Origin of the sequence: Octadecabacter antarcticus 307 (assembly GCF_000155675.2) — a bacterium.
GTDB classification, from domain to species: domain Bacteria; phylum Pseudomonadota; class Alphaproteobacteria; order Rhodobacterales; family Rhodobacteraceae; genus Octadecabacter; species Octadecabacter antarcticus.
The window spans coordinates 1296567-1321886 of record NC_020911.1; the positions used below are offsets into that span (position 1 = coordinate 1296567).

The 25320-nt window shown below is 52.8% G+C and carries 29 protein-coding genes and 2 pseudogenes; 14 read left to right on the top strand and 17 right to left on the bottom strand.

Annotated features, from left to right (window positions below; genetic code table 11):
- The first annotated feature begins 145 nt into the window (after nucleotides 1-145).
- Nucleotides 146-1099 carry a reverse transcriptase/maturase family protein gene (locus OAN307_RS06590; RefSeq protein ID WP_245540984.1) on the top strand — a complete coding sequence of 318 codons (954 nt, stop codon included), beginning with the start codon at nucleotides 146-148 and terminating at the stop codon, nucleotides 1097-1099.
- Here the strand turns inward: OAN307_RS06590 and OAN307_RS30670 are convergent.
- On the bottom strand, nucleotides 1096-1230 hold the full coding sequence (locus OAN307_RS30670; protein WP_275450639.1) for a hypothetical protein: 135 nt from the start codon (nucleotides 1228-1230) through the stop codon (nucleotides 1096-1098). The two genes, OAN307_RS06590 and OAN307_RS30670, sit on opposite strands and share 4 nt — an antisense overlap.
- Before the next feature lie 300 nt (nucleotides 1231-1530).
- Here OAN307_RS30670 and OAN307_RS06595 point away from each other — a divergent pair, with 300 nt between their 5' ends.
- Complete coding sequence (locus OAN307_RS06595; protein ID WP_144055518.1) at nucleotides 1531-2880, top strand: Ig-like domain-containing protein; 1350 nt, start codon at nucleotides 1531-1533, stop codon at nucleotides 2878-2880.
- Nucleotides 2881-3014: 134 nt separating this feature from the next.
- Here OAN307_RS06595 and OAN307_RS27770 read toward each other — a convergent pair whose 3' ends face one another.
- Nucleotides 3015-3215 (bottom strand): hypothetical protein, encoded by a 201-nt coding sequence (locus tag OAN307_RS27770; RefSeq protein ID WP_144055519.1) that lies wholly within the window; start codon nucleotides 3213-3215, stop codon nucleotides 3015-3017.
- A 33-nt stretch (nucleotides 3216-3248) separates the two neighbouring features.
- Between OAN307_RS27770 and OAN307_RS06600 the strand changes: the two genes are divergently transcribed.
- Entirely contained in the window at nucleotides 3249-3494 is a 246-nt protein-coding gene (locus OAN307_RS06600) for a hypothetical protein (RefSeq protein ID WP_144055520.1), read from the top strand.
- Between the two features lie 211 nt (nucleotides 3495-3705).
- Here OAN307_RS06600 and OAN307_RS06605 read toward each other — a convergent pair whose 3' ends face one another.
- The 9 genes from OAN307_RS06605 to OAN307_RS06640 all read right to left on the bottom strand — a co-directional run bounded on the left by OAN307_RS06605 (nucleotide 3706) and on the right by OAN307_RS06640 (nucleotide 9787).
- Nucleotides 3706-4155: a hypothetical protein gene (locus tag OAN307_RS06605; protein WP_015499033.1), complete on the bottom strand. Its 450-nt coding sequence runs from the start codon at nucleotides 4153-4155 to the stop codon at nucleotides 3706-3708.
- Nucleotides 4152-4721 (bottom strand): hypothetical protein, encoded by a 570-nt coding sequence (locus tag OAN307_RS06610; RefSeq protein WP_015499034.1) that lies wholly within the window; start codon nucleotides 4719-4721, stop codon nucleotides 4152-4154. The genes OAN307_RS06605 and OAN307_RS06610 overlap by 4 nt, the downstream gene beginning before the upstream one ends.
- Nucleotides 4722-5311: 590 nt before the next feature.
- Nucleotides 5312-5584, bottom strand: coding sequence for a hypothetical protein (locus OAN307_RS06615; RefSeq protein ID WP_144055521.1), 273 nt, complete (start codon nucleotides 5582-5584; stop codon nucleotides 5312-5314).
- A 14-nt stretch (nucleotides 5585-5598) separates the two neighbouring features.
- Nucleotides 5599-6444 carry a hypothetical protein gene (locus tag OAN307_RS06620; protein WP_015499036.1) on the bottom strand — a complete coding sequence of 282 codons (846 nt, stop codon included), beginning with the start codon at nucleotides 6442-6444 and terminating at the stop codon, nucleotides 5599-5601.
- A complete protein-coding gene (locus OAN307_RS28845) occupies nucleotides 6444-6653 on the bottom strand; it encodes a transcriptional coactivator p15/PC4 family protein (RefSeq protein WP_044043319.1) in 210 nt (69 codons plus the stop codon). Before OAN307_RS28845 ends, OAN307_RS06620 begins: the two co-directional genes overlap by 1 nt.
- 100 nt (nucleotides 6654-6753) lie before the next feature.
- Nucleotides 6754-7083 carry a hypothetical protein gene (locus OAN307_RS28850; protein WP_015499037.1) on the bottom strand — a complete coding sequence of 110 codons (330 nt, stop codon included), beginning with the start codon at nucleotides 7081-7083 and terminating at the stop codon, nucleotides 6754-6756.
- Nucleotides 7084-7194: 111 nt separating this feature from the next.
- Nucleotides 7195-7425: a helix-turn-helix transcriptional regulator gene (locus OAN307_RS27775; protein WP_144055522.1), complete on the bottom strand. Its 231-nt coding sequence runs from the start codon at nucleotides 7423-7425 to the stop codon at nucleotides 7195-7197.
- Nucleotides 7426-7649: 224 nt separating this feature from the next.
- Nucleotides 7650-8558 (bottom strand): hypothetical protein, encoded by a 909-nt coding sequence (locus OAN307_RS06635; RefSeq protein WP_015499038.1) that lies wholly within the window; start codon nucleotides 8556-8558, stop codon nucleotides 7650-7652.
- Nucleotides 8555-9787 carry a tyrosine-type recombinase/integrase gene (locus OAN307_RS06640; RefSeq protein ID WP_051067960.1) on the bottom strand — a complete coding sequence of 411 codons (1233 nt, stop codon included), beginning with the start codon at nucleotides 9785-9787 and terminating at the stop codon, nucleotides 8555-8557. The genes OAN307_RS06635 and OAN307_RS06640 overlap by 4 nt, the downstream gene beginning before the upstream one ends.
- Nucleotides 9788-10343: 556 nt before the next feature.
- Here OAN307_RS06640 and OAN307_RS06645 point away from each other — a divergent pair.
- From OAN307_RS06645 to istB, 4 genes are all read left to right on the top strand, one after another.
- Nucleotides 10344-11513: a tyrosine-type recombinase/integrase gene (locus tag OAN307_RS06645; protein ID WP_015499040.1), complete on the top strand. Its 1170-nt coding sequence runs from the start codon at nucleotides 10344-10346 to the stop codon at nucleotides 11511-11513.
- Nucleotides 11514-11638: 125 nt separating this feature from the next.
- Nucleotides 11639-12445: a hypothetical protein gene (locus OAN307_RS06650; protein ID WP_245540985.1), complete on the top strand. Its 807-nt coding sequence runs from the start codon at nucleotides 11639-11641 to the stop codon at nucleotides 12443-12445.
- A 43-nt stretch (nucleotides 12446-12488) separates the two neighbouring features.
- Entirely contained in the window at nucleotides 12489-13988 is a 1500-nt protein-coding gene (gene istA / locus OAN307_RS06655; protein WP_015497934.1) for an IS21 family transposase, read from the top strand.
- Nucleotides 13985-14737: an IS21-like element helper ATPase IstB gene (gene istB / locus OAN307_RS06660; RefSeq protein WP_015497935.1), complete on the top strand. Its 753-nt coding sequence runs from the start codon at nucleotides 13985-13987 to the stop codon at nucleotides 14735-14737. The genes istA and istB overlap by 4 nt, the downstream gene beginning before the upstream one ends.
- Nucleotides 14738-15017: 280 nt before the next feature.
- Here istB and OAN307_RS06665 read toward each other — a convergent pair whose 3' ends face one another.
- Nucleotides 15018-16991, bottom strand: coding sequence for an acyltransferase family protein (locus tag OAN307_RS06665; RefSeq protein WP_015499042.1), 1974 nt, complete (start codon nucleotides 16989-16991; stop codon nucleotides 15018-15020).
- A gap of 396 nt (nucleotides 16992-17387) precedes the next feature.
- On the opposite strand from OAN307_RS06665, the gene OAN307_RS06670 reads away from it, so the two are divergent.
- Both OAN307_RS06670 and OAN307_RS06675 read left to right on the top strand, forming a co-directional pair.
- Nucleotides 17388-19037, top strand: a complete 1650-nt coding sequence (locus tag OAN307_RS06670) for a primase-helicase family protein (RefSeq protein WP_015499043.1) — start codon at nucleotides 17388-17390, stop codon at nucleotides 19035-19037.
- Nucleotides 19034-19603 carry an HNH endonuclease gene (locus tag OAN307_RS06675; protein ID WP_015499044.1) on the top strand — a complete coding sequence of 190 codons (570 nt, stop codon included), beginning with the start codon at nucleotides 19034-19036 and terminating at the stop codon, nucleotides 19601-19603. The genes OAN307_RS06670 and OAN307_RS06675 overlap by 4 nt, the downstream gene beginning before the upstream one ends.
- A 552-nt stretch (nucleotides 19604-20155) precedes the next feature.
- On the opposite strand, the gene OAN307_RS27780 is transcribed toward OAN307_RS06675, so the two are convergent.
- The 5 genes from OAN307_RS27780 to OAN307_RS06700 form a co-directional block, all read right to left on the bottom strand.
- Complete coding sequence (locus tag OAN307_RS27780) at nucleotides 20156-20371, bottom strand: hypothetical protein (RefSeq protein ID WP_144055523.1); 216 nt, start codon at nucleotides 20369-20371, stop codon at nucleotides 20156-20158.
- Between the two features lie 223 nt (nucleotides 20372-20594).
- Nucleotides 20595-20861, bottom strand: a complete 267-nt coding sequence (locus OAN307_RS06685; protein WP_044043323.1) for a hypothetical protein — start codon at nucleotides 20859-20861, stop codon at nucleotides 20595-20597.
- Between the two features lie 54 nt (nucleotides 20862-20915).
- The gene (locus OAN307_RS06690) at nucleotides 20916-21128 is read right to left on the bottom strand and encodes a hypothetical protein (protein ID WP_044043324.1); all 213 of its coding nucleotides are present in this window, start codon (nucleotides 21126-21128) and stop codon (nucleotides 20916-20918) included.
- Entirely contained in the window at nucleotides 21125-21424 is a 300-nt protein-coding gene (locus tag OAN307_RS06695; RefSeq protein ID WP_051067961.1) for a hypothetical protein, read from the bottom strand. Before OAN307_RS06695 ends, OAN307_RS06690 begins: the two co-directional genes overlap by 4 nt.
- A complete protein-coding gene (locus tag OAN307_RS06700; RefSeq protein WP_083902925.1) occupies nucleotides 21424-21933 on the bottom strand; it encodes a hypothetical protein in 510 nt (169 codons plus the stop codon). The genes OAN307_RS06695 and OAN307_RS06700 overlap by 1 nt, the downstream gene beginning before the upstream one ends.
- A gap of 125 nt (nucleotides 21934-22058) precedes the next feature.
- Between OAN307_RS06700 and OAN307_RS06705 the strand changes: the two are divergent.
- The 5 genes and pseudogenes from OAN307_RS06705 to OAN307_RS29405 all read left to right on the top strand — a co-directional run bounded on the left by OAN307_RS06705 (nucleotide 22059) and on the right by OAN307_RS29405 (nucleotide 25279).
- Nucleotides 22059-23026 (top strand): annotated as a pseudogene (locus OAN307_RS06705) (IS1595 family transposase).
- 256 nt (nucleotides 23027-23282) lie between these two features.
- Nucleotides 23283-23468, top strand: a pseudogene (locus OAN307_RS25965) (IS3 family transposase); the annotation flags it as partial.
- 268 nt (nucleotides 23469-23736) lie between these two features.
- The gene (locus OAN307_RS06715; protein WP_044043326.1) at nucleotides 23737-24078 is read left to right on the top strand and encodes an H-type lectin domain-containing protein; all 342 of its coding nucleotides are present in this window, start codon (nucleotides 23737-23739) and stop codon (nucleotides 24076-24078) included.
- A 241-nt stretch (nucleotides 24079-24319) separates the two neighbouring features.
- Nucleotides 24320-24742 (top strand): IS110 family transposase, encoded by a 423-nt coding sequence (locus OAN307_RS29400; protein ID WP_217564384.1) that lies wholly within the window; start codon nucleotides 24320-24322, stop codon nucleotides 24740-24742.
- A 63-nt stretch (nucleotides 24743-24805) separates the two neighbouring features.
- The gene (locus OAN307_RS29405) at nucleotides 24806-25279 is read left to right on the top strand and encodes a transposase (protein ID WP_217564385.1); all 474 of its coding nucleotides are present in this window, start codon (nucleotides 24806-24808) and stop codon (nucleotides 25277-25279) included.
- The last annotated feature ends 41 nt before the right edge of the window (nucleotides 25280-25320 follow it).

Below are 25320 nucleotides of genomic sequence, written 5' to 3' on the forward strand. Positions count from 1 at the left end.
CGTGAATATAAAAATCTAATAAGGTTTAAAAATTGTTTATGTTGCGGACCCCGGGCGTGTCTGGACCGTTCTTGAGGGTTGCATCATTTCACGTCACCACCATCAAGCAAGCTCTTTAAATGACCGGGGCGCGGTGCATGTTGCGGTGGCGCAGGGCGCTCCGGCCGCACCAAATCCCCATCGCCTCAAGCCAGTGCTGCTCTCACGTCGCACTCAAAAGCATCCGCAGCGCTGTCCGGAAGACGGAGCCGTCCTCAAAGCCCTCACCGCCCGCCTAGCGCACATCCTGCCCAGCTCGCCCGCCTGTACGCACCTTCGGGGCCACGGCGGCCTCAAAGCCACGGTATGGCGCGTCCGAGAGGCGTTACCGCAGCACCGCTATGTCTGCCGTACGGATGTTAAGTCTTACTACGCCAGCATCAATCACGACAAACTTCTGGATCAACTGACGCCCTACGTGTCGGACCGCAATGTCATGAACCTGCTGGTGCAATACATGCGCCGCACAGAAGAATACGGCGGCACCTTTCGCGACATCACGCGCGGCATCCCAGCGGGCTGCTCGCTCAGCCCGTTGATGGGTGCGTTTCATCTGCACGCGATGGATGTGGCGATGACCACGCGCCACGCCAAGTGTTTCTACATCCGCTACATGGATGATATCCTCGTTTTGGCCCCGTCGCGCTGGCGGTTGCGCCGCGCGATTGCAACTATGAACCAGCAGCTTGAGGCCTTGGGCCTGACGCAGCATCCCGACAAAACAACCATTGGGCCGCTGGCCCGTGGATTTGATTTCCTGGGCTACCAGTTTGATCCCGCAGGTTTGTCCCTGTCGGTGGTCACACGGTCGCGTCACCAGGAGAAGCTGACCCGGCTTTATGAGCGTTATCACAGACAGTTGCGGGCCTACCGCAGTGGCTGGATAGGGCGGTCAACCATACTGCACCCCTATGATGGAGCGCAGGCTTATTTAAACCCACGGCCATCGATCACTTCGCATGACGACATCACGCGCTTGCTTGAGGCCTACCAAAGGCGGTTCACCGCCTGGGCCTCAGGAGGGCTGAAATCATGCGTAATTGGATACGAAGCGGATTAGTAGGCGTCGTCGTCGGCGGGTCGGTTTCCGGCGGTGCCGTCAGTGCGCAGGAAACATTTTATGGCTCCGCTTTCATAGATATTTGGCGCGACGCGGGCCGCGGCGAGCCGTGCGGTGTATTTTATTTTCAAGCAACAGATCCAAAATACCACTCCGCTTACGTGGCATTATGGGATATGTCTAATTGGTCGAAGTATTTTTCCGGTGGTTCATATTGGAATGCTTACGATGGTAAAACACATGTACAAGGTATCACTAAACACATAATCGCGGACTGTCTCATGACTGATGCATCGAACGTGACTATGCTAACTAATATCGGTGCTAACGCTGCGTCTTATACCGACCAAATATACATGGGCTTCGCGTTTAGACTTACGAATGCCGCCGGCGGGCTCGCCAAAGGAAATCACGAATACTTTATTAGCACCATGCCCCCACCCGACACGACAGCTCCCACGGTGACACTGACAGGACCAAGCGAAATCGTCACGGGTGCCTTTGATGTATCTGCGGCGTTTTCTGAGCCTGTCACTGGACTCATGGCGAGTGAGATCACTGTTGAAGGCGGCTCCGTCACAGGGCTTTCTGGCGATGATGCGGATTATACCATCACAATTGAGCCGGTAATGGGCGCAACGGTCACCGTGACCATCATTGCCAATGCTGCGCAGGATGAGGCTAACAACGGCAACATCGTGTCCAATACCTACACGATCCAAGCAGGCTCTCCTGCCTCTGCGTTTGAGGAGAACGAGGAAGAAATCCTCGCAGTGGTAGCTGCTGAAGCCCTGCGCGGCGTTCGCTCGACTGTTTCAAGCAACGTCCGCATGACCAGTGCTGCACAGGAGCGGTTTATATCGGGTAGGCAGCAAGCAGGTACAGACAGCCAAATGGTCAGCCGTGCCGCGACCCCGCTCGACATCACAGGCTCAGCAGAACTGAGCAATGGCAGGTTCAGCACGCAAGGGACGTTCTTTGGCGAAACAGGCAGCGATGAGAGTGGTCAGACCCGCCTGTTCTTTGGCGACTTTGACATTCAACGCGACACTGACGGCTCGGTAAGCGCGCAGATCAACGGCAAGTTGGCTTGGGAACGTCAGATATCCAATACAGCTATGTATGGGTATTATCTGGGCGCAGAACTGGGGCGTGCTACACTTGAGGGCGCGTTTGCTGGTGAACAAGATAGTTTCGGGGCTTCGGTCGGGGCATATTTTGTCACTGAAATCCAACCCAACCTCTACGTGGATGGCTTTGCGTCGCTAGGTGTTGGGCGCAACAGCCTTGAGCTGGACAATGGTACCCTGAACGTTGCCAGTGACTATAAAACCACGACTGGGACTGTGGGCGCGTCACTGACGGGAGTTGTTGAGGGGGATGGCTATGAATTATGGCCACAACTGCAACTGACGTATGGTCAAACACACATCGGCAAGATGACCTTCAGCGGTGAGGCCTACAGTTTGGTTGATGACACGCTCTCCTTGGATGCGGGGACTGTCAGCATGGCAAGCGGGACGTTCACTGCGGAGTTTAAGGTGCCACTTGATGGGCTATCCGTCTCAGACAGCCACGCGCTATTTACCTTTGCGCCGCGTGTAATCTGTGAACGGATCATGGCAACTGATACCACGAGCAACTGTGGCGGTGGTGCCGAAATCGGTATGGTAAGCCGCTCAAGCGATGGCCTGAGCAACCTGACTGTTAATATCAGGCGTGACCGCGTTGGTGATACGACCACCACGGGTCTGGGCCTCAACTTCGAGCGTGCCTTTTAAGTAAGTCACCAGCGTACTACGACAAAGGGCGGCTTTCGGGTCGCCCTTTTGCGTTCAGGCGCATTGGTTCGAGCCGCAGCGTGGGTCCGTTCAGAGCCGTGCAAACTTTGCCGGACAAAGAAAAAACCAATATCCTAAATCCGGTCCGCTAGGACCAAATCAGGGAACGCCCGCAGCAAGTCCGCAGCCACGTCCAATGTCCGAACATGAACCCCGATAGCGTCCGCACCAGAACACGGCGCTTGATGGATCGCGAAATTCTGCGGGCCAGCTGCTTCGTTTAGCCATCGATGCAATTCACTGAGTTGATTGCCAAAGCCACGCGGTGGGGTCAAGAATTTGACACGTATAGGAAAGGCGGCATCGGTATGGATTTCAGAACTCCGATTACATTTGAGACTGGCAGCTTGGATTTGACTGGTGGCCTCTCGGTGATCCACGCCGCCACCTCAGCGAGTGGTGCGACGTCTGAGGACACACGCGGCCGCATGAAGCTAGGTCTTGCTTACGGGCTGGAGAGCGGCAGCAACCTGAACGTTGGAACCTTCTACGACGGGATCGGGTCTGATTACGAAAGCCGTGGCGCAAACCTCAGCTTTGATATGAAGTTCTAAGCTCATTCTTTCGTAGAGCATTAGAAACCGCCCCCGTGCTCAACAGTGTGGGGGTGGTTTTATGTGCAGGGAGAGGCTCTGGAAAGGCGCCAAAAACGACCGTTTGTTGAACGGTCCGCCAAAGCAGACCTTGACGCACTTGCAGCGAAAGTTCGATAATTGCTCTAAGTGCAAAAATGTGCCCGAGCGATTTCGTCTACCTTCCTTGCACCTATCCCCTTGTCGCAATCCCATCCAGAAACGCGGTTAGCTTGGCCGATCCGCTGGTGACCGCCTCGGACTTGATCGCGCCACCGTCCTTGCCCGTCAATTCGCGCCGCTCTGTGTACTCGTCGCGGTGACGTGCGCTCATTTGCTTGGCCCAAAGTGAACTGTTGAACTTCTCCGCAGTAAGCCCGTCGCGGCCGGCCTTTTCAAACCAAGCCTGTGCCTTCTGCTTCGCGCGCGTTAGTGCCTCTGAAAAGTCAGGGTGAGCCGATGCCCAGTTGTCCATTGTTGGGCGTGAAACGTCGCACGCCTCCGCCATCTCAGAAAGCCAGCCGCCTTCTGCCCCTACGCCTAAAACGACCTCACACAATTCGTGGCGGTACTTCGTGGGTTGGCCTGCTGTCATGTTTGCCTCCATCGGTTTGTTATGGCTGTCGGTTACTGGCTGGATCATTGCATTGCCCCACAATCCGTCTGGGGCGTCAGTTCATACCGTTTCGGCACTTCCCCCAGGCTTAATAATAGGCGGTCATGTTGATGCTGTATCTTTTTGAACCTTGCCCAGTTTCCGCTAAGGGCTGCCGCGACTGCCTGCCGCGTGCGTTCGGCCTGCGCCGCCCGTTCCTCTGCGGTGATGCCTGCTGCGTATGCTTGGACTTCCCGTGCGGTTGTATCGTCAAGATAGCGCATTTGCTGCATGGTCTGATCGATGCCAAGCTGTGCGCCCTGCATTTGTAGAGGGAACATCTGCGCCGAACGATCCGCGTTAATCCGTGATGTCTCCATATTCTGGTTAGTGACCTGCAAACCCTGCGCCATCGCCGGATCAAACCGTGAAAGCTGGTTCAAGGCGTTCTCGTCACCCTGACGTGCAGCCGCGCCAAACTGGTTGACCGCTTGGCGTTGGTCGCGCTGCTTGATTGCGGTTAGCATGTTCTGACCATTGGCGGTGCCTTGGGCAATCGCGCCCATAGCATCGACGCCACGGCCTGCTAAGATGATGGATGGTTGTAGTGCCATGTTTTAGCCTTTCATTTTTGTCTGTCGCAGGGGCCATTTTTGACCCAAATAAACCTGACGATATTGTACCGTCAATTAGGCGTTATGTCTTGTTTTATATGGCATATTGTGCTAATTCTGGGCCATTAAATCACCTCTAATTTCCCCGCTGTGGCTTACCCCGGCGAGACCCCTAAAACGGTCTAATGTTACTGCTATGCCTGAGATGTGAGCCGCGTCCGCCCGCCTGATTGCATCCCGCTTGGCAAGGTATGTGTGCCAGCGCATCAACTTAGGCTTGGACGGTATTGGCAGAGATAGGTTGCCTGCATGGGGATCTAGTTGGCGGCGCAGCTTTACCGCCCTCAGGGTCGCGCGTCCGCTCGGCGACAGTACCTCAGAACGATGATTGAGGCCCCGGCAGCGTTTGCACGTAACCGGATAAAGAACACCGCAACGGCGCTGGCAATCGGGGCACACAAACCACGCCCGCGACCCCCCAAAGTGGCAAGCTGTGCGGGTTATTCTTATGATCCGGCCTGACAATCTGACCCATAAGACACCCTCAGGGATGCCCTTTTGCACCCTGTTGCGCATTGCCCCCTCACAATTCATTTGGCTAAACATTGCTGCAGTTCAAACACCCTGCGGGCTATCGGGGGCCATGTCAGTAGGTCCATGGTCGCCCTGTCCACGTCATAGGTTCCCTGCCCAAGCCAATAATGAGCCACCCATGCGGCGGGTAGGTCTTTGCTGCCTGACAGTGCTGAAACATCAAACCCCACGTGATCGGTGTAGGATTTCAAGTCGTCACTCTCTGCCATGTCGGCAAGGATGCTTAGAATTAGGCCTTTCTGCTCGTCTGTTGTCTGCGCTCTTGTCACTGGCCTGTCATTTTTCATGTGTTGCCCAATGCTGATTTTGCTACTCGCGATTGAAGCGTTGAAGGGGTTGGCCCTTTATCTTTTCTAAGCACTTCTGAAAGCGCGATTGGATTTGAGGACTGACTGCTTTTTTTTGTCGAAAAATCGGCAGTCTTGTTTTGGTTTTCGTCTTTTTTCGTATTCGTTTCGTTTACGTCTCGTCTCGTCTCGTGTTCCCGAAGGCTTGGGGTAACCCTTCCCGAACCCTTCCCGACTGGCTCGACTGACAGGGCGTGCAAAACTGGAAAAATGGCCTTTAGCTCCAAGGACACAGTTGCGGGTGCGCTGCTCAACTCCTCACAGAGAATTTCCAAGAAGCCGTCGCCATGGTCCTGATAAACCTCCGCCATAAACACCTTAAGGCTCGCGTAGAGTTGCGCACGCCCGGGTGCCTCTTGTTTCCAGCGCAGTGAACGTTTGACCGATGCCACCATTAACTCAGATGCGGTCCGACAGAAAATCCAGTCATCTACGTTGTCCAAGCCGCCAAGGTCAGCAATGACGCTATCAACACGATTGGGGTTGTCAGGGCCGCTGCGTTTGTGGAACCAGCCTACAATGCGAATGAATTGCTCTTCTGGATCATAGTCGATCAACCCAGCTCGGGTGAGTTCGGCTATGGCCAACTCCAAGTCTGGAATTTCCAATTGAGCATCATATGCCCACATGGGTAGAGGGTAACGAAACAGGCCAGTGTAAGTGCTGTAGTCGCTGAGATGGGCGCAGAGATACGCCCAAAGCGTTGCATGATTTGTCAGGCCTTTGACCTTCTTCGAGGACTTGAGTGAGCATTCAATTTGGGCATATGTGCGAGATGTCATTAGCTGACCTCCTCTTGCGCAACGTGTGACGCTAATGCGTTCAACACCTCAGGAAGTAGGGCCGCGCGGAACGCGACCCCCTGCTTGCCGGGTTTCATCTCGCCCTCGCCAACGTCGAAGAAAACGCGGACGTTGATCATATCGTGACCTTTGAAGTCGGCACGTGTTACGCGGATAATCTCGCGGCTGTTTTTGGGGATGTCAGTCATTACGCTGCCTCTCCATAGTGAAGGCCAGCGACAACTCTGGCTTGGGTTGCGGTGAGGCCGTAGAGGCGCTGTAGGCGGGCAATCTGGATGCGAAGGGCCATTATGCAGCACCCCCATCAATGCGGCTGACGCCTTGACCCGAGAGCGTGTAAAACTTGCGGCCCTCAGCAGTGGTCTGGGTCGCAGCCTTAAGGCCGTGGTCTTCCTTGAGGCGGAAAACCGCATCACCCAATCGCACCGTCGATGCGCAGAACAGTGGCCCGCTAAGCATGGCGTCAACGACTTGGCGCTTGCGATTGTTTAGCGTCACGATTGTGGCCGTGCCGTCTTCCATGAGGACTTCGTATTTTGCTGGGGTCCGGTCCGATGGAATGTCTTTGACGGACATTACCCATCTTGGGGCTTGCTGGTGTTCTGTTACTGATTTCATTGTCGATCCTATCTTGAAAATAGGGACCAAGCAGGCTATCGTTTACTTGTCCTAGACAGACACAAACGATGCACCCCCTGCTTGACCCATATGGGAAAAGTGGGGGTTTGCTTATGCGGCGGTGGGTTCGCTGGTCTTCTGGTCGATCCAGCGATTGAGTTCGACGACTTCAACGCGGGTAGACGTTCCAATTTTGACGAATTGAATCCGCCCGGCCTTTTCTTCGGCGTAAAGCGTGGAACGGCTGGTGGCCGCGTAGGTGGCGCTGTCCGCGATGCTCAAGAGGCGAGGCGGTATCGTGTTCAAAGCTGCGTTAGATGAATTTGTTGAAGCGGTCTGCATGTTGTATCTTTCCTGCTAGGTCTAAGTGGACACAGGTGTGAACATACATGTAGTTAAGTCATTGATATACGGTACAAAAAAGACAAGAATAAAAAACTTTGATAGGAATACTTGACCCTAACTCTGTGAATATTTGACCTTATGGCCGGGGATAATTGACCCTATTTCGCTCAATACTTGTCGTTATTGCTCTGCAATCTCGCGGAGCCGCCGCGTTCACGGGCTCAACTGCCTTTGGGCCAGCTAATCGCGTTCCTCGCGGTTTTGAATGTAGCCACACTTATTGATGTGTTTAGGTCATCGGACGCGGCGTTTCGTAACTCTTTGATCAACACCCCCTTTGGCTTCCCGTTGGGGTGATTTTTGGTAAGCCATTTGCAGACAGCGTTGATCTTGTTTGGACGTCCGACGGAACGGGGGGGCGAAGGGCGCTTGTCCGATTGTGCGGGGATAGCTTTCCTCAATTGGTCGGTGTCAAAAAGTGCCTCTGTTGTGAGTTTAGACTGTCCGAAAGACGGGGCAATCACTCCATCCACAAGAACCTTGTGCGACCAAGAGTCATCAAGCCACATCTTGGGGTTTGATAGAGCAACAATCCCTTCGCCAGCAATGCGGTAGAACACATCAATTTTACTGGCGTAGAGCTTTTCCCTTATCAATTTTTGGACACCCCGCCAGCGAGAGGAGACTAGCCCGCCAACATTGGGCAGTAACGGCCCCATCTTTTTTATTGATCGATCAGGTGAGGTCTGCGGTGACATTGGCCATTCCACTAAATATGTCAAACTGCCTGTGGTCACGGACAATTCAACCGCTTGGGCGTGCAGAAGTGATTTGTGCGCATCGATTAAAGTGGACTTTCCGGCCGCTCTGGGCGTGTATGGCGGCGGCGAATACCCTCGGCTGTGATTGGCTAGGCTTGGGGCTGGCTGGCTGGCTTTGGCCTTGTCGGCGGCGGCTTGACACTCTGCCAATTGAACCTCGGTAAAAGCAACATCTGCCTTGCAGGCCCGCAACAACTCATCGTCTTCGGCAGGTGGTGGGAAAGCGTGAAGGTATAGTATTCTTCGCATATCCGTCGCGGTGCAGTACGGCTTTGGGAGAAAGCGCGGGGAGGGGGGCTCGATACTCATATTGCGTCCCTTACTAAATCTGTGAGATTATTCTCGCCGACGACTATTTCGGCCCAGTGATCCAGTGCCTCGGCGCGTTGCGGCATCTGCTCCGCCCGATTGTAGATACGTGCAACGGTGCTGGGCGCGGATCCAACAGCAGAGTGATTAAGTACGCGGTCCGCAACACTTTCCGGCACACCTGCCTCTACCAGAGCAGTGGCAAACGCCCCTCGCAAGTCATGTAGCCGCCAAGGTTCAAAACCGTCGCCTAGCAATCCATCCAAGCGGCTTTTGGCCTTACTGACGCCAGAAATTGGGGTCTTGCCCGTAGTTGTGAAAATTAGGTCAGTCGGCGCGGCGGGATCGCGGCGCTTAGCAAGTGCGGTCAATTCTGCCAACGCGGGCTTTGACAGGTGGGTGATATGGCCCTGCCCATTCTTTGTTCGCGTTCCTGATTTCGTGATTGTGGCCCGCTGCAAATCTACTTCGGACCATTCCAACCCAAGGATTTCGTGCCGCCGTTGCGCGGTCAGGATCAACAACCGCAGCGCAGGGCCCCAAAGGCTACCCATCAAAGTCGTCGCAGCCCAAATCTGCCTTACTTCCCTGACGTTCGGGGTCCGGTCTCTGCTGACTTCCTTCATAGGGCGCGCCAGCCCCGCGCCTATGTCGGATTCCAGATAGTCGCGCTCTGTCGCCCATCTGGTGAATGCCATCAGCGCTGAACGTATGCGATTGGCGAACACTCCGCGCCCTGCCGTCGCCTTTGCGTCAACCGCTTTTTGAAGGTCAGACCGCACAAGGCTTGAAGCAGGCAATGACAACTTGGGCGCAAGTGATTGCTCAATCTGACGCTTTCGCTCCGCCCCTCGGCGAAGTGTGGAAAGGTGCATCTCGTTGTAGATATCTATGAGCCTCTGAATTGTCACAGCGCTGGCTGTCGCTGCCTCTAATACCAACCGCGAGGTTTCGGCCTCTGCTACTCGGTCACGGCCTTGGCTGGCTTCAAGCTCGATTTCCAAGGCCATGCGACGGGCGTCAGAAAGGCTCACAGGTTCCGGCCATGCTCCAAAGGTGTGCTTGCGCTTTTGTCCACCCTTGACCCGCTTTTCATAGACCCACGTCGCCCGTCCTGACGCGGACAAACGGAACCGCAACCCAACCCGTTTACTGTCGGACACTTCAAGCCGCCCCGCGCTCGGTGGGGTGAGTGACTTTAAGTAGCGGTCGTTCAATTCTCGCTTCATATTCTCTCAGGGGACATATGGGGGACAAATTTAACTAGATAGTGGTGGATGCCTACGGACGCTTATGGACGCGAATTGATAAGGGGACAATCCCAATTGGATCTTTATCAGTTAATAAATTATGTTACTTTGAACAACTGTGGATGCTTGCGGAATTATGCGGACGTGCAAGCAGATTCATGGCCCTTTGATTTGTAATCAGTAGGTCCGCGGTTCGAGTCCGTGTGGGGGCACCATTTTAACTCAAATTTATCTTGTTTTTATATACTGACAGGGCTACCGTCCGTTTAAAGGAACACTTTTCGGCGTCAGTAAGGAACACTTTTGTGTCGCGGTCAGACAAACGACTCACTATGAAACTGGTGAAGGCTTCCAAAACAGCCCCGCAAGAGCGGGACCTGACTATCGGAAGCCAAGAGATGTTCAAATTACCACCAAACACTGAAAAAAAGCAGATGGCATCTATCGCTATCGTCGCCGCGTCCCTGTCAAAGCCATAAAAGCACTTGGCAAAGGGTTCCTGTATCGCAACCTTGGCAGAACTAAAGATGAGGTTTTGAGCAACTGGGCAGTGGCACGAGAAGAAGTAGAAGCCCTGTTTGAACAAGCCAAGAGTGACACGGACAAAGAAGCCAAGATGTTTACCCAAGCTTCCGAGCGGGACAAAGTCCTACACCTCGTCGAGAAGCACTACGGTAAAGAAGCTTCCGAAATGTTGTCCGTTGGTGTTGTTGATGAGAACCTTGAACACGCCCTGATGGGTCTTGCTGATGACCTACACGGGAGCATCCCGAGGAAAACAGAAGCTCTCCTGTATTCTGGTAGAGTGCCTGACATGGTTGTTAGCCTGTCTACGGTCATAGATGCTTACTACGAGTACAAGACCACGGGTAAGGTCGCCACAGATAAGCGCCTCCACAACAGACTGATGCGTAACAAGGCTGACCTCATTGCTTCTCTGGGTGATGTCAAAATCAGCAAGCTCCCTATTGAGAACATCACAAGGAAAGACGCCAACACCTACCGTGATTTCCTGCTGAAAAGGGTAAGCCCAAGTAGTGTTGCCAGAAATAAGAACACCGTAAATGCTGTCATCAACTGGCACACCAAAGAGAATGGCTTGGACACATCAAGTCCGTTTAATGGCCTCATCATCAAAGGGTCCACTCATACCAAGAACGACAAGCTACCACTGACGAAACAAGATGTGAGCCAACTAAATAGTCAGATGTCGGCAAGCACAGCAAAGCCCATCTACATCCTCCTTCGTGATACCGGGATGAGGGTAGGGGAGGTCGCTGGGTTATTAGTTGGTGATGTGAGCCTCCAAGATAAGACACTACACATCAAACCCAATGACATCAGAACCCTGAAAACCTTGGGAAGTGAGCGCACCATACCTCTGTCAGAGGCTTCCTTGGTTGCCCTGCAGGAATACCGTCAAGGTAAGGACCATAACGACCCTATTTTCCCAAAATATGCTAAGCCAAATGGTAACACGAACCTATCAGCAACCCTGATGAAGCAGTTTAGAAAAGTCATCACAGACCCACTAAAATCCGCACACAGCTTACGCCACTCCATCTCAGATAATTTGAGGAACACAGGCTGCGATAGTTCGCTGAAAGACGCAATCCTTGGCCACACCACAGCAGGAATGGGTGCTAGGTATGGGTCAGGCTACTCCCACCAAGTAATGAGGGAAGCTCTGACGAAGGTCTGGTAGAGCCCCCCGAGAGAGAAGAATAAACCTCACAACCATAACCAACTGCGTATGGGCAAAGAATGTTAAGAAAAAACTCCAACAAAGCCCGTGCATTTAACCCGTTTCTTCGAGCTGGGACTGACAGGATGAAAGAGCTCATCGTGGAGGTCCAAAAACAAGTAGAAGGGTACGAGCACTATTATAAACTGCGAAATCGGGCTCGGAGGGCGGTGGATCAAGCTACGTTCGAGAGGATACTAGAAGCCATTATTTGTGATCTGTGTGTTTGTGTCCTTCAGCCTGAGTTTGATGCCATACACCTCCCCTTGTCCAACAAGGTCTTGCGTCAGAAATCTCGCTATAAAGGGGTGGCACTGGGCAAGACCCTTCCCGATATTCTTCATATACTTATGGCTGAAGAGATGGAGTTTGTGGGCCTTAAGACGGGAACCAGTAAATTTATAATAACAGACGAGATGATGAATGTGGCCTTTGCTGGGGGTGTCCAAACTACCGTCTGGGCTGAACATAAACTCCTCAGCAGGATTAAGCGCTTTGGCATTTGCTTCGAGGACATCGCACAGGACCCTGAAGAAGAAGCCATCATCCTGCGTGAACCTAAGGACCGCCCTGACCAAAGAGCAAAGGCAAAAGAATACAAGGACACCCCAGAAACCCTCGCTCTGCGGGCCCAACTTACAGACATAAATACTTGGCTAGCGAACGCTGACCTTCACTGTGACCTTCCAGAGGTAAACACCCAAGACCGATACCTGAGACGCATCTTCAATAATTCTGACTTCGCTCAGGGAGGCCGACTGTACGGTGGCTTCTGGCAAAGTATGTCATCGCAGGACCGTCAGGAACACATCATGATTGATGGTGAGTGTAAAACGCACAGCAATAATGGGCCACAGAAACGGCTGCGACATAGCGCAGTTGTAGCGGAGTAAAATTCCGCCAGTTTGTGCCCTTCGTTTATTCGGAGGGCGGGAGATGTATTCTGTGGATATTTATAATCGTGTGCGCCGCGCTTGTTTGAAGGACGGTATGTCAGCCCGAGAAGCGGCTCGATATTTTAACAAGGACCGTAAGACGATCGCGAAGATGCTGCGTCATGCACTGCCACCTGGTTACCGCCGTTCAGAAGCGCCACGTCGCCCAACGCTTGATGATTATGTCGGTGTTATCGACAAGATCCTGCGCACAGATAAGGCCCTGATCAAAAAGCAGCGGCATACAGCGAAGCGTATTTTTGAACGCCTGCGCGACGAACATCGGTATGCTGGCAGCCTGACGACGGTGACTTATTACGTTCGGGAGCAAAAGCGGCGCACCAAAGAGGTGTTTGTGCCACTGTCGCATCGTCCGGGCCATGCACAGGTCGATTTTGGCGAGACCCTTGGCGTGATTGGCGGCGTAGAATGTAAGATCCACTTCTTCGTGATGAGCCTGCCGCATTCTGATGCTGTATTTGTGAAGGGGTATCCAGCTGAGACAACCGAGGCGTTTTGTGATGGCCATGTCTCGGCCTTTGCTTTCTTTGGCGGCATTCCGCAATCCATTCTCTACGACAATACCAAGATCGCCGTGGCTCGGATACTCGGGGACAGAACGCGCATCCGCACACGTCGGTTTACGGAGCTGCAGTCGCATTACTTGTTTGATGACAAGTTTGGCAGACCCGCGCGAGGGAACGATAAAGGCAACGTTGAGGGCATGGTTGGATACACCCGCCGCAACTTCATGGTTCCCGCACCTCGTTATGACAGCTTTGATGATCTGAACACACATTTGGAAGAGAAGTGTTTAGCACGTCAGGGCGATACGTTGCGGGGTCACACCCAAACTATAGGCGCACGCCTGATGTCGGATTTGGATGCTCTGATGGGATTGCCCATCGCAGAATATGAAGCCTGCGATCACGTCAGCACGCGGGCCACGTCAATCTCAATGGTGCGCTATCGCAGCAATGATTACTCGGTGCCAGTAGCCTATGCGCACCACGACGTTCACGTGCGTGGGTTTGTGCATGAGGTTATCATCGGCTGCGGCAACGAGATTATTGCGCGGCACAAACGATCCTACACATCAGCGGATATGATCTTTGACCCGTTGCACTTTTTGCCCCTGCTTGAACAAAAGGTGGGTGCCTTGGATCAGGCCGCGCCTTTGCAGGGTTGGAATTTGCCAGATGTATTTGCCACGCTGCACCGGCTGCTTGAAGCCAGAATGGGTAAGCCGGGCAAGCGGGAATATGTTCAGGTCCTTCGTCTGTTGGAGACGTTCGAAATGGATGTTGTGCAGGGTGCGATCCAGCATGCCATTGATCTGGGCGCGATTGGGTATGACGCTGTAAAACATCTTGTGCTGTGCAGAGTTGAGAAGCGGCCACCGCGATTGGATTTGGACTTCTATCCCTACTTGCCCAAGGCCAATGTCGGCACAACACGCCCGTCCAGTTACATGAGCCTGATGGGGAGGACGGCGGCATGACTGAAGCCCCTCAGATCCTTCTGCGGCATCATCTTAAACAACTGCGACTGCCAACGTTCCAAGGCGAGTATGCCAAACAGGCGCAGCTCTGTGCTGCAGAGAACAAAGACCACATCCACTACTTGGCGCGCTTGTGTGAGATGGAGTTGATCGACCGTGAACGGCGGATGATTGAACGTCGGATCAAAGCGGCGAAGTTCCCCAGCACCAAAAGCTTGGACAGCTTTGACTTCAAGATCATGCCCAGCTTGAACAAGCCGCTGACGATGGATCTGGCGCGTTGCGACTACGTGGATCGCAGGGAGAATATCATCGCCCTTGGCCCCTCAGGCACGGGCAAGACGCACATCGCTTTGGGACTTGGGTTGGCTGCGTGTCAGAGGGGACTGAAGGTTCGCTTCACAACGGCGGCAGCATTGGTCCATGACCTGATTGAAGCCCAAGATGAGCGGAGATTGCAGCGCCTTCAAAAACATCTGACAAGCCAGAACCTGTTGATCATTGACGAACTGGGCTTTGTGCCCCTCAGCAAATCGGGCGCGGAATTGCTCTTTGAAGTCATATCCCAATGCTACGAACGCGGGTCCATCATCATAACCTCGAACCTGCCCTTCGATGAATGGACCGAGGTCTTTGGCTCTGAGCGCCTGACAGGCGCGTTACTGGACCGTTTGACCCACCACGTCCACATTCTTGAGATGAACGGCGAAAGCTACAGGCTCAAACACAGCCGTAACAAACAAAAGTAAGCCCCATCCAGATCAGAACAATGGTGGCCCTAGGGCCAACATGCGCTTTGGCGCGCGTTAGCTATATGACAAGCACGCCCACCAAAGCGCCACACAAACATCACCCGAAATGGCCCCTTCTTACCCCGCGACAGAGGTCCCATTTTACTCTGCGATTGACACTCCTAGCCAAAAGTGACCTATTTTGAAGGACAATGCACTAACGGCCCGGGTTCAGTGATTAGGCGCATGAACTTTTGATCCACTCCCTGCTTTTGTCCCGCAATGCTGTAGCATCCGACTATGGCAGGATGCCTATCACCAAGTCCCGCAGTTGTCTGTCCATTTTCATATCCTCGGCGAGGAATTGCATTCCTGCCTGCGTCAGGTGTTGGTTGTCAAAGTTCATGAGAACAAGTTCGTCCCCTGGCACAAAGGCGAGACACCCAGCCGCGTCACAAAGCACCGAAAGGCGATCATAGACGTAAATGCCAGCGCTTTGCGCCATGTCAGTCAGGGCGTCACGTGCCCCATAGACGTCAAAGGCAAAGCTGGCAGGTAGAAGGGCTTCTGTCGAAAGTTCTTCGAAAGGGATGCCGAGGCTTTGTATCAGGCCGACAGTATGGTTCCGAAACTTTGGCCCCGGTCCTATGATTGCCACCGCTCCACCCCACGTCTTTAGTATACTCAGCGTTCGTGCGGTGGGCGCGATGCTTGCGGCCGGCCAGTGAGATACCAAGACGACCAGATGCGGTTGCACCGTTTCAAGAACCTGTTCAAATCCTTCGTTCAAGTCAGGAAAACAGATACTATTAGCCCGGTTGGAATACTCCGAAGGGGCGCAGCCAGACTGATGCAACATGATCAAGTTTGCGTCAGGAAAGGCATAGCCAAGTGTTCGGAACATATCGCGCCCGTGGCTGTCACCGATAATCAAGATGGGTTGCCTGCTGTCATCACCAGCGTTTTGAACTGTGGTAACAAGGCAATCAATGGTTTGCAAAACCGTTTTATATTCGTCCAAGCTGCACAGACCGCGTCGGCCGTCAGTGCCCATCGCGTCCATTTGGGCAAAGTATTCAGAGCGCGGTTCTTCCGCTAAAGCGCCAATCACGCGCGTCTCGTGGAAGGGCAGATATTGTCTTGATGCGCTGATAAAGGATGTTTGTCGATCAACGGCCCAAATTGAGCCAAGTACCAGAAGCGGCACCAAGAGAATCGCAAGCGTGCGCGAAGGCGGCCGCCACCAGATGCCTTGGCGAACGGGTGTTTCGATAAAGCGGTAAGATAGCTCTGCGATTGGAAATGCCAAAAGCGCAACCGCTATTAGTTCACCCTCGCTCGGCGAAATGACGATAAGTTTTAAGGAGACGATAAGTGGCCAATGCCACAGGTAGATGGAATAAGAGCGTGTCCCAATCCACTGCATTACGCGGCTGGTCAAAAATCGATAGGAAGGGTCCCGCGGTTGTGCAGGTGCCGCCACGATCAAACCAGCGCCAAGAACAGGTAGGAGGGCCGATATACCGGGAAACGGCAGGCTCTCGCGGTAGAGAACTGCCGAGGCAAGGATAATGCCAAGCCCCAAAAGTCGCATCACCCATGCAGTGCGCAAGGTACCCAAAAATGAGCCCTGGAGCAAACCCAGCACTCCTCCGAATGCCAGCTCCCAAAAGCGGGGCAATACCCCAAAAAAGGCATAGCTGCTATCGTTCTGCACCAGCATTTCGGCTCCAAAAAACGAGAGCATGCCAAGCATAATGAGCATCGCGCGCATCCGCGAACTAACAACAACGGCCAGTACTGCCACTATAAGGTAGAATTGAAATTCAACCCCGAGCGACCAGCTGTGCAGTAACAAAATCGTGCCACTATCACGTTCAAAATACCCACTTTGTCCGAAAAATATGAAATTTGAGATAAAACCAGACGCCGAAAACACACTGTTTGTGAAGTCTGCAAGGGCACTGTCGCTTAAGTACAGAAGAGCCATGAGAGTACTAAACACGAGCACAGGTAAAAGCGCAGGCACCAAGCGGCGCAGCCGGCGCAACATGAAGTCGGTGACCAAAAATGTGCCGTTCGTCGTATGGCGTAAGATCGCAGGTATAATTAGGTAACCAGAAATTACGAAGAAGACGTCAACACCAATGAAACCGCCACCGAAGTCTGAAAAGCCGATATGGTAAAAAACGACAATCATAACGGCTAAGGCACGAAGCCCATCAATATCATTGCGAATTTCGCGTATTTCGCCTTGATGTCCAGTGACCATTTGAAATCCTTCGAACAGAGGCAAAAACTTCCCTGTAGGGTCAATAGTGGGTGCTGGAATCCTTGGTCAACTGTTAACGTCAGGTGGACGGAATTCATCTGTCATCTGTGCTGTTTTACATGCCAAGTCTAAGCGTGAGGGACTTAAAGTGGACAAGAAATGAATTTCCGCTTCGTCCCGTAGAGCCAACCTCTGGCCCATCAGTATGCTGCGCAACGGTTAAATGTCCACTTTGGGGAAGCTGCACTGCGGCGCGCCTGCTTCAAACGAACTGCAGCAATGGGCCGGAAGCGGACATCAATAAACAGACCGTACCCATACCAGCACAACTTGCCAGACACCCAGTTGTAGTTCTGACAAAAACTCCCCAAAATTACCTACGACAATGAGGGGCATATGATGAACGACGACAATGAAACACAAGACCACCCAGTACCCGCAGAAACTAAGGGTTCGATCGAATGGCACGAAGATGATGACCTCCCAGTTTCCGCTGATGCCAAAGCCTACCTCGACAAGCACGACAAAAGGTTTCAGCAGGGTCTCGGGAACTATCCCCATAACTCTGGGGGTGCTCAGTTTGTACGTCTTGGTAATGATGGTAAGTCCTACGTCGCAAGTGTCCCAGAAGTCCTGCAAACTGTAAGTTCTTGGTATGTCAAAAAAGACAATAAATTCCATGATGTAGATAACTTGGCAGTCAAGTATACGTCTCATGATGTGAAACAAGTCGTGGTCCAACGCATCAAAGAGTTGTTCCCGACTTTCTATTTGAACAGCAATGGCTGGGCCGATTTCTTTAAAGTGCTGCTAGATCCTCCTGTGAATGTCCTTGACCCAGAACAGACCATCCCTGTGTGGTCAGGACAGACGGCCTCCTTCCCATCCAACAAGCAGAAAGTTCTGTTTAAGAAAGGTGTAGCAGTCATAAACATCTGGGAGACACCAGCTTACCGTGAAGTTCTTGGGATAAATGCCAAAGCGTTCTGGGACTTCCTCTCGTATGTCATACCAGTCGAAAACGAACGCGAGACCTTGATCAACTGGCTTGCGTGGGTGCTGCAAAACGAAGGCAAGAAACCCAAGTGGGCCATACTGCTGTACAGTCAGAAGCAGGGCACAGGCAAAACCACCCTGACCGATGTGTGTAAAGCGCTATTCGGTCCAGCAAACACGGGCAAAACTAACGGCGTCAGTAAGCTTGTCGGTCGCTTCAACAAGGAAGTCCTAGATAACAAACTGGTTATCGTTGAAGAAGTAGAAGTCAAAAAGGGCTCTACAGATGCCAACAGAATAAAAACTCTCATCACCGAAGACAGCACGATGGTGGAGGCAAAGTTCATGCCTAGCCACGACCAAATTATTCACTGTGCCTTTGTGATGACCACCAACCACCTTCCTCTGTGGCTTGAAGAGGCTGACAGGCGGTTCTTCATCCTGAACTTTGACCACGAAGGTTACAATAACGGTGGCAAAGACTACGGCAGGTTCAGCAAGTTGGTAGGGGCGGTTTATGACCTGATAAGCACCGACAAAGGCATCAAAGGTATCTATGATGACCTGATGGCAAGGGATGTCAAAAGCTTCAACGCTATGAGCCTTGATGTAGCCAACAACAGCACAAGCATCATGACGAAACTACGTGATCTCTCCCCAGACGTTGTCAAACAACAGGTCAAGGAATTGCTTGAAGAAAAGAGCATAGTCTTTGTGCCAGTCAGCTTGGCTGGGAAGGTCATAGACTTGTTTGCCCATAGAGAAGCTAACAGCCAAACCCACCTGTTTTCCGACCTTGGCTGGGAGAAGAAGAAATTTGCTTGGAACAGTGGGGGGCAAAAGTGGGCTTGGTTTAAGCCATCACCCTTCCCGCCTGGAAACGGCAAAGTATGGGATGGCGGCAACTACGCAAGAATGAGCGACCAAGTAAATAAGGTCGAAAACCTGATAGACCCCCAAGGCAACAATGACAGTCGCAGTGCCCTAAGTCAGAGCTACGATGATGACGAACCAACCACCCCAGTAGTCAAACGCGTAGAAGTTTTATGACAAACAAACAAGCAATCACAGACTGGCTAGAAGTAGCAGAAAAGAACCTAACAAACTTCACCAAATCCCCCTTCCACGAACAACTACGGACAAGGGACCGAGACCTCTACACGAAGGTTTTTGCTGACAAGGCAACCACCCTAAAAGTGCTAGAGAGGCTATTCCATAAAGCACGCAAGGCCAAACCCTTTGAGCTAACAATGTCTCGCATTCAGGCTCCCCTTGGCTGTTGGGAGTTAGGTAAGCAAAAAGACCCCCACGGAGTACGATTTGTCCTATCCACTGGCGAAAGTGATGATGAGATAGCCTACCGTTTTGTGTTTATGGTTGTGAATGCTCGTCTGCTGAACCCAGAAGATGTCATAAGGCACACCTGCGACAACCGTAAGTGTCTCCGTCCAGACCACCTGATCGTCGGGTCTGCCAAAGAGAACAGGCAAGATGATGAGGCACGCATTTACGCGGGCAGAGGTGCTGAGGGTAAAGGTCAGATAATAACGGGCGAGATAGCTGAAGGGGTAGAAGTAAGTATTTACCCACAACGGCTTGATGCTGGGATAGAGTAGGAAACTCCCCCTCCCTACAGGAGAAATAAAGGGTTGGATGGCTGGATGGTTGGATACTTCCCATTCTTGGAATACCCACAAATTACACCTCTATGGGGCCTCTGTGTCCCTGATAGCCTCTGGGCTTTGAGACCTCCAAGTTCGAGTCCCTTGTGGTGCGCTGGGTAACTACTTTATGACCTCTTTGGATGCTGAAGCTCAGGAACACAAAATAAAACAAAAGGGAACACATTATCCCAAAAGGATATCTATTAAGCCCTTATTATCAAACGACTTTATTTATGGTTTGGTCCTGTGTGGGGGCACCATTTTATCAAATAAAATCAAGACCGTGCCTTGTAATCTCAAAGTGCCGTTTTGGCGTTTTACAGTACCCAATCGGCGTTTTACATGAGCATGAATTTTGGCACAATATCACGGCTTTTTGGGTGGAGATTGGCAAAATTGTGCCAGATTTGTGCTTTTATGGCATTTTGCGAGTCCAGCGCGCGAATCGGACGAATCAATCCAAAAATCGCGCTGGGCTCGCGGGGAATTACGTGAAGTCGCCAGTTATGATGCTTCGAGTCGATCAGGCCGGAACTCTCCGTATGCCGCCGCCATTTCATCCATCCGCGATTCCCCGTTCATGTAAAACTCTCGCCACTTGTCCCATAGGCGAGCGGGCCGCGTTCCTTCCTCATATGGGTTCGGACCCTTGCCGTCGCATCCGTAAACGTGAGCTTTCGCGGCGTTGTTATCTTTCCGGTAGGCTGATGATTTGGTCATTGCCATAACCGACTTCCGCGCTGGGCGCGCTCTCTCGCTACCCTGCGCTTCACACCAGCCCGCGCGGCTGGGGTCTCTGCGAAGCGGTAAGCGCGCTGCCAGAGGTCCACGGCGGTCACAGCTTGGAAGTTTCGATAAGGCCGATTCATTGCGCGGCGCATCGATCCCTTGTGCCTTGTGCGGCGAGATAGCTTCTTTGCGATGCGCTTCAAAAACTTCGCGATCATTTGCGCCACGCTGACGGGTGCGTCCTATTAGTGCCACGGCGTTGACTCTGGTATTGCCACGGTCGATCATAATCCGTCGGGATGTCGTGGACGTCCACGACGATGACGTCGGCAAGTTCCTCCACGGTGAGAGTCTCTTGGATAGTGATGGCTTGCTCAATCTGACATGGCTCGACGTGGAATCCGGACTCCGCCAGCTTGGCGATCAGGTTCGCCACTATCAGGCCGGTTGCGCAGCGGCTTTCGATCATTATCTCGTTCATTTCGTTTCCCGTCTATTCGCCCGTATGATCCGCAAGACCACACGGGCGGTGGCGTTACATTTGGGGGTGCATGCAGAGCGCCAGAGATTGCGCCGGATCGAATCCAGCCTTGAGCGACGCTTGGTAGTGACACCACCGAACGTGTGCAGCCAGTCGAGCCGACTCCGGCACGTTAGGAAGCATGGCATTCATCGCGGAGAGCGCAGCTTTGGTTTGTGCGTCCGCCATTAGGTTCGAGACTGGCGCTTTGGTGTTCGGGTTGCTCATGCTGCCTCCTCCGTCTCGACGGACTCTGCGACGGCATGCGAACTCAGCCTTACGAACACCTCGAAAATTTCGCCCGGCGCCTTCGCAGCCAGAATGTCAGCTTGCCTAGCCGCCGAGTCCGCGCTGTCGTACTCAAAAGCCCACATAGACGGGTGAATGCGATTTGTGGACTCACCGCGACAGAAGACAAAGAAGCCTCCTCCAATGAACTCCTCCGCGCGCTGCTTGCGGCCTTTCGGGAACTTCGGCAACTTGCCAAGACGAACGGGCATTTGTGGGTGTGTTTTCGTTTCCATTATACTTCCTCTGGTTTATCAATGAGGACCATAACGGTCGCGATTTGGGTGCCGGACTCCGAGAACGCTCCGGCGTGGATTTCAGAAATGCTATTGTCGTCCAGGGTCTCGCCAAAGTCTACCTGCGCATGATCTGGACGATGCGACAACGGCACAAACACCTCTTTGGTTTGCCGCTTTTGTTTGCGAACGTAATAGGTCACCGTGGTCAGGCTGCCAACATATCCATGTTCGCCCCGAAGTCGCTCAAAAATGCGCTTCGCTGTGTGCCGCTGCTTTTTGATCAAGGCCTTATCTGCGCGCAGTATCTCGTCGATGACACCAACATAATCATCAAGCGTTGGGTGACGTGGCGCATCTGAGCGGCGATACCCGGGCGGCAGCTCATGACGCAGCATCTTCGCTATCGTCTTACGATCCTTGTTGAAATAACGCGCAGCTTCTCGAGCTGACATCCCGTCCTTCAAACAGGCACGGCGCACACGACTATAGATATCCACAGAATACATCTCCTGCCCTCCGAATAAACGAAGGACACAAACTGGCGGGAAAGGCTTATCCCCTTTTCTCCGGCGGCACCTGATGTGGTGTGAAGCGGCTTGCCAATCTACATTGTTCTTGTATTGTTCTATCCATGCCAGCCAGATGGAAAAACGACAAACCCATGTCCCGCCCGGCGTTCGACGCTAGGTTTTCTGATGAGGAAGCGTGTTCGCATTATTTGGCGGAACATCGTTGGCCTGAGGGCTTCGTGTGTCCTTCCTGTGGCACCTGCAAGGGCTGGCCGTTAAAGCGAAATCGCGCGACTTGGGAATGTGCCGGTTGCGCACGGCAGACATCCGTGACGGCTGGCACGGTGATGCACAGCAGTCATTTGCCGTTGCGAATTTGGTTTCTTGCCGCGCACATCATCACCAGCCATTCCAACGGCATGTCAGCGCTGCAACTTCAGGCGCAACTTGGCCTTGGCAGCTACAAGACGGCGTGGCTCCTCTTGCAAAAGCTGCGGCGGTCGATGGTCAACCCTGACCGCAACCCCCTGAAAGACCTTGTCGAAATCGATGAAACAGAGATGCCGTTCCGGTCCTGGCATGATCCCGAGGACCGGCCAAAGGGTGGGCGGAGCCCGGTCGGAAAGATGTTTGTCGTCTGTGCCGTCGAATTATCAAGTGACGGACATCCGCGCCGTATCAGGATGAAACACATTCCCCCATGCCATAGGCGCATCTTGGACACGACGGCGCGTCGAAGACGCTACACGGGTTCATTGGTCAGGCTGTAGAGCCTGGCGCTCACATCATCACGGACGGTTGGCTCGGTTACGAAAATCCCCCTGCAAACACGCATGAGGCGAAGGTCGTCAGCGGCAAGAAGGCACACGACATACTCCACTGGGTCCACCGCGTGTTCTCCAACCTAAAAACGTGGGCAAAAGGCGTCTTCCACGGCCTCAGAAAGTGCCATCTACAACGTTATCTCGACGAATTCGTGTTCCGCTGGAACCGACGGCGACACATTCGCAGTGCCTTCGTCACGCTGCTGGGGATCGGTGTTGGTCTCGGGCCAGAGACATATCGTGATTTTGTTGAACAGCGCGCCTGAAAGGCCCTTGTTCACGGCAAAAGCCACGCCCCATAAACCCACCAGACGTTACAAACTGATCCGACCCGCCTCTCAAGCCACAAGGGCGAGGTTCTGCGCCGCGTCGACATGTGGGGCAACCGGACTAAAAGGGATAAGCCTTCTGGCGGGATTTTACTCCGCTACAACTGCGTTATGTCGCAGCCGTTTCTGTGACCCATTATTGCTGTGCGTTTTACACCCAACATAGACGCCATCGAGAACCAGTTGGCCTCCTTTTCAGCTCTTGAAACGGGAGCGGGTCAGGCGACGAAGATACATAACACGCAATGTCGCAAGACAGGACGTGTTCGACTACATCGAGATGTTTTATAACCCCAACCGCAAGCACACGAACAATGGCATGCTATCGCCGGTTGACTATGAAATTAAACAAAGGAAAATGAACGAAGCAGGTGTCTAGGAAACTAGGGGTACCTCAGAAAGCAGGCGAGGCCACGGCTCAAAAGGGTAGGCCACTGCTCAAAAGGGTAGGCCACTGCTCAAACCCTATGATCGGCGATAGTCTCAAATTATAGTCATTAAAATAGTTTAATAGACCCTGCGGCAATATCACTGTTCACACTATAAGATTATAGGATTTTGAAGCTATGTGGAGACCGGCAACAAATGCGGCAAACAGCAATCCTATTCGGAGGCGCTGTTCCCAGACAAAAATACAGATTGGGGACATGCAGGTCATTACGGCATCTGATGAGTTGTTTAATCACGTGGATGAAAACTTGTTCATGTGGTCTGGTAGTGGCAGTCGCTCAGTAAGCATCAATATCGTATTTTTGATTGGCTTCAGAGAAACTCCAGCGATCACGCTAGGGATTACAGGGATAGACTCTGATTGCACAAACAATCTGCGGTTTGTGCTTAACGTTACAGAAGTCAAAGCGACCGAATTTACGATGGAATTTAAGACTTGGGAAAGAACCCACATTGCGCGCGCGAGCGTGTCTTGGCAGGCGATTGGTGCGATAACCTTACCCGAACCAACCCTTCCGGTTGGCGGCTACTATGCCTAAGCCTTTCGGATACTCCCCTTCAAGCTAGGTGTTTGATCCCATGGTTTGATGGTGCGATCTGTTCTTTGGAATGGAAGGAAGCATTATGGGACAAGTACGTCATGGCTGTGCTGAGGCGGTGTATGGCGTCTGAGCCTTGTGGGTTGACCACGTTTCCTAGCTTGCCAGCACCGTCTCTCTTTTCATCGTCTCGAACAGTTGAATGTGGCCGATCAGGACCACGGACCAGAAGGAAGAGAGTATGAACAAGTTATCACAAAACGCCATTATTGGTATCGATGTCTCGCGAGATTGGCTGGATATTCATATTTTACCACAGGGTCAGCAACAGCGATTGCCGAATACGGCAGAAGGTCATGCGGAATTGACTAACATTGCGTCTGAGCCCGGAACGGTCGTTTGTTTTGAGGCAACTGGTGGGCAGGAATGGCGGCTCTGGGCGGCATTAGATACGGCTGGGGTTGAAGCCCGCCAACTACCACCTGCACAAGTCAAAGCCTTTGCTGCCAGCCAAGGCACACGTGCAAAAACAGATAGATTAGACGCTGAGCTGATAGCGCTTTTCTTAGCCTTTAGACCAGCTTTTGGGCGCAAGCTTCCCGCCCAAAAGCTACGCCTTCTCAGAGTGTTGACCACTAAGCCTAGCCAGTTAGTCGAAAAATGAAAGCGGCTGCTTGCGCAGATCAAGGCGCGTCAAAAGCAAGGACCGGATGATGCTGTCAAGGACATGGACACTGCGCTGCGCCTTCTTCTTGATACACAGGTAGGCACGTTGGAAACCCAAATTGGACATCTTACCGCAGCGGATGACGCATTGATGCAAACCGCTGAAATCTTCCGTTCCGTCCCTGGGATCGGCCCTGTAGTCAGCAGCATGTTGATCGCTGAGTTGCCCGAACTTGGGCAGATTTCAGGTGAACAGGCAGCGGCACTGACAGGTCTTGCTCCGATTGCCCGCGACAGTGGTGCGATGCGAGGCAAATGGGCCATTGCTGGAGGACGACGGCTGCTGCGGCACGTGATGTTTCAGGCCGCGCTCGTAGCAAGTTATCACAATCCTGTCCTCAAAGCCTTCGCTGACCGTTTACGCAACGCTGGAAAGCCACACAAAGTTATCGTCACCGCCGTAGCCCGAAAACTTGTCACAATTGTAAACGCACTTTGCAAATCGGGACAAATGTGGGCTTCATCGATTCGTTGAGAGATACAGTTGCTAGGTTTCATCCCTACCGCTGTTAGTTT

What these genes read in the sequence shown, in the direction of transcription:
- OAN307_RS06595 (WP_144055518.1), top strand. Translation starts at nt 1,531, where the DNA reads ATGCCCCCACCCGACACGACAGCTCCCACGGTGACACTGACAGGACCA.
- OAN307_RS06600 (WP_144055520.1), top strand. Translation starts at nt 3,249, where the DNA reads ATGGATTTCAGAACTCCGATTACATTTGAGACTGGCAGCTTGGATTTG.
- OAN307_RS06605 (WP_015499033.1), bottom strand. Translation starts at nt 4,155, where the DNA reads ATGATCCAGCCAGTAACCGACAGCCATAACAAACCGATGGAGGCAAAC.
- OAN307_RS06610 (WP_015499034.1), bottom strand. Translation starts at nt 4,721, where the DNA reads ATGGCACTACAACCATCCATCATCTTAGCAGGCCGTGGCGTCGATGCT.
- OAN307_RS06620 (WP_015499036.1), bottom strand. Translation starts at nt 6,444, where the DNA reads ATGACATCTCGCACATATGCCCAAATTGAATGCTCACTCAAGTCCTCG.
- OAN307_RS28845 (WP_044043319.1), bottom strand. Translation starts at nt 6,653, where the DNA reads ATGACTGACATCCCCAAAAACAGCCGCGAGATTATCCGCGTAACACGT.
- OAN307_RS28850 (WP_015499037.1), bottom strand. Translation starts at nt 7,083, where the DNA reads ATGAAATCAGTAACAGAACACCAGCAAGCCCCAAGATGGGTAATGTCC.
- OAN307_RS27775 (WP_144055522.1), bottom strand. Translation starts at nt 7,425, where the DNA reads ATGCAGACCGCTTCAACAAATTCATCTAACGCAGCTTTGAACACGATA.
- OAN307_RS06635 (WP_015499038.1), bottom strand. Translation starts at nt 8,558, where the DNA reads ATGAGTATCGAGCCCCCCTCCCCGCGCTTTCTCCCAAAGCCGTACTGC.
- OAN307_RS06640 (WP_051067960.1), bottom strand. Translation starts at nt 9,787, where the DNA reads ATGAAGCGAGAATTGAACGACCGCTACTTAAAGTCACTCACCCCACCG.
- OAN307_RS06650 (WP_245540985.1), top strand. Translation starts at nt 11,639, where the DNA reads ATGAAAGAGCTCATCGTGGAGGTCCAAAAACAAGTAGAAGGGTACGAG.
- istA (WP_015497934.1), top strand. Translation starts at nt 12,489, where the DNA reads ATGTATTCTGTGGATATTTATAATCGTGTGCGCCGCGCTTGTTTGAAG.
- istB (WP_015497935.1), top strand. Translation starts at nt 13,985, where the DNA reads ATGACTGAAGCCCCTCAGATCCTTCTGCGGCATCATCTTAAACAACTG.
- OAN307_RS06665 (WP_015499042.1), bottom strand. Translation starts at nt 16,991, where the DNA reads ATGGTCACTGGACATCAAGGCGAAATACGCGAAATTCGCAATGATATT.
- OAN307_RS06670 (WP_015499043.1), top strand. Translation starts at nt 17,388, where the DNA reads ATGATGAACGACGACAATGAAACACAAGACCACCCAGTACCCGCAGAA.
- OAN307_RS06675 (WP_015499044.1), top strand. Translation starts at nt 19,034, where the DNA reads ATGACAAACAAACAAGCAATCACAGACTGGCTAGAAGTAGCAGAAAAG.
- OAN307_RS27780 (WP_144055523.1), bottom strand. Translation starts at nt 20,371, where the DNA reads ATGACCAAATCATCAGCCTACCGGAAAGATAACAACGCCGCGAAAGCT.
- OAN307_RS06685 (WP_044043323.1), bottom strand. Translation starts at nt 20,861, where the DNA reads ATGAACGAGATAATGATCGAAAGCCGCTGCGCAACCGGCCTGATAGTG.
- OAN307_RS06690 (WP_044043324.1), bottom strand. Translation starts at nt 21,128, where the DNA reads ATGAGCAACCCGAACACCAAAGCGCCAGTCTCGAACCTAATGGCGGAC.
- OAN307_RS06695 (WP_051067961.1), bottom strand. Translation starts at nt 21,424, where the DNA reads ATGGAAACGAAAACACACCCACAAATGCCCGTTCGTCTTGGCAAGTTG.
- OAN307_RS06700 (WP_083902925.1), bottom strand. Translation starts at nt 21,933, where the DNA reads ATGTATTCTGTGGATATCTATAGTCGTGTGCGCCGTGCCTGTTTGAAG.
- OAN307_RS06715 (WP_044043326.1), top strand. Translation starts at nt 23,737, where the DNA reads ATGCAGGTCATTACGGCATCTGATGAGTTGTTTAATCACGTGGATGAA.
- OAN307_RS29400 (WP_217564384.1), top strand. Translation starts at nt 24,320, where the DNA reads ATGAACAAGTTATCACAAAACGCCATTATTGGTATCGATGTCTCGCGA.
- OAN307_RS29405 (WP_217564385.1), top strand. Translation starts at nt 24,806, where the DNA reads ATGGACACTGCGCTGCGCCTTCTTCTTGATACACAGGTAGGCACGTTG.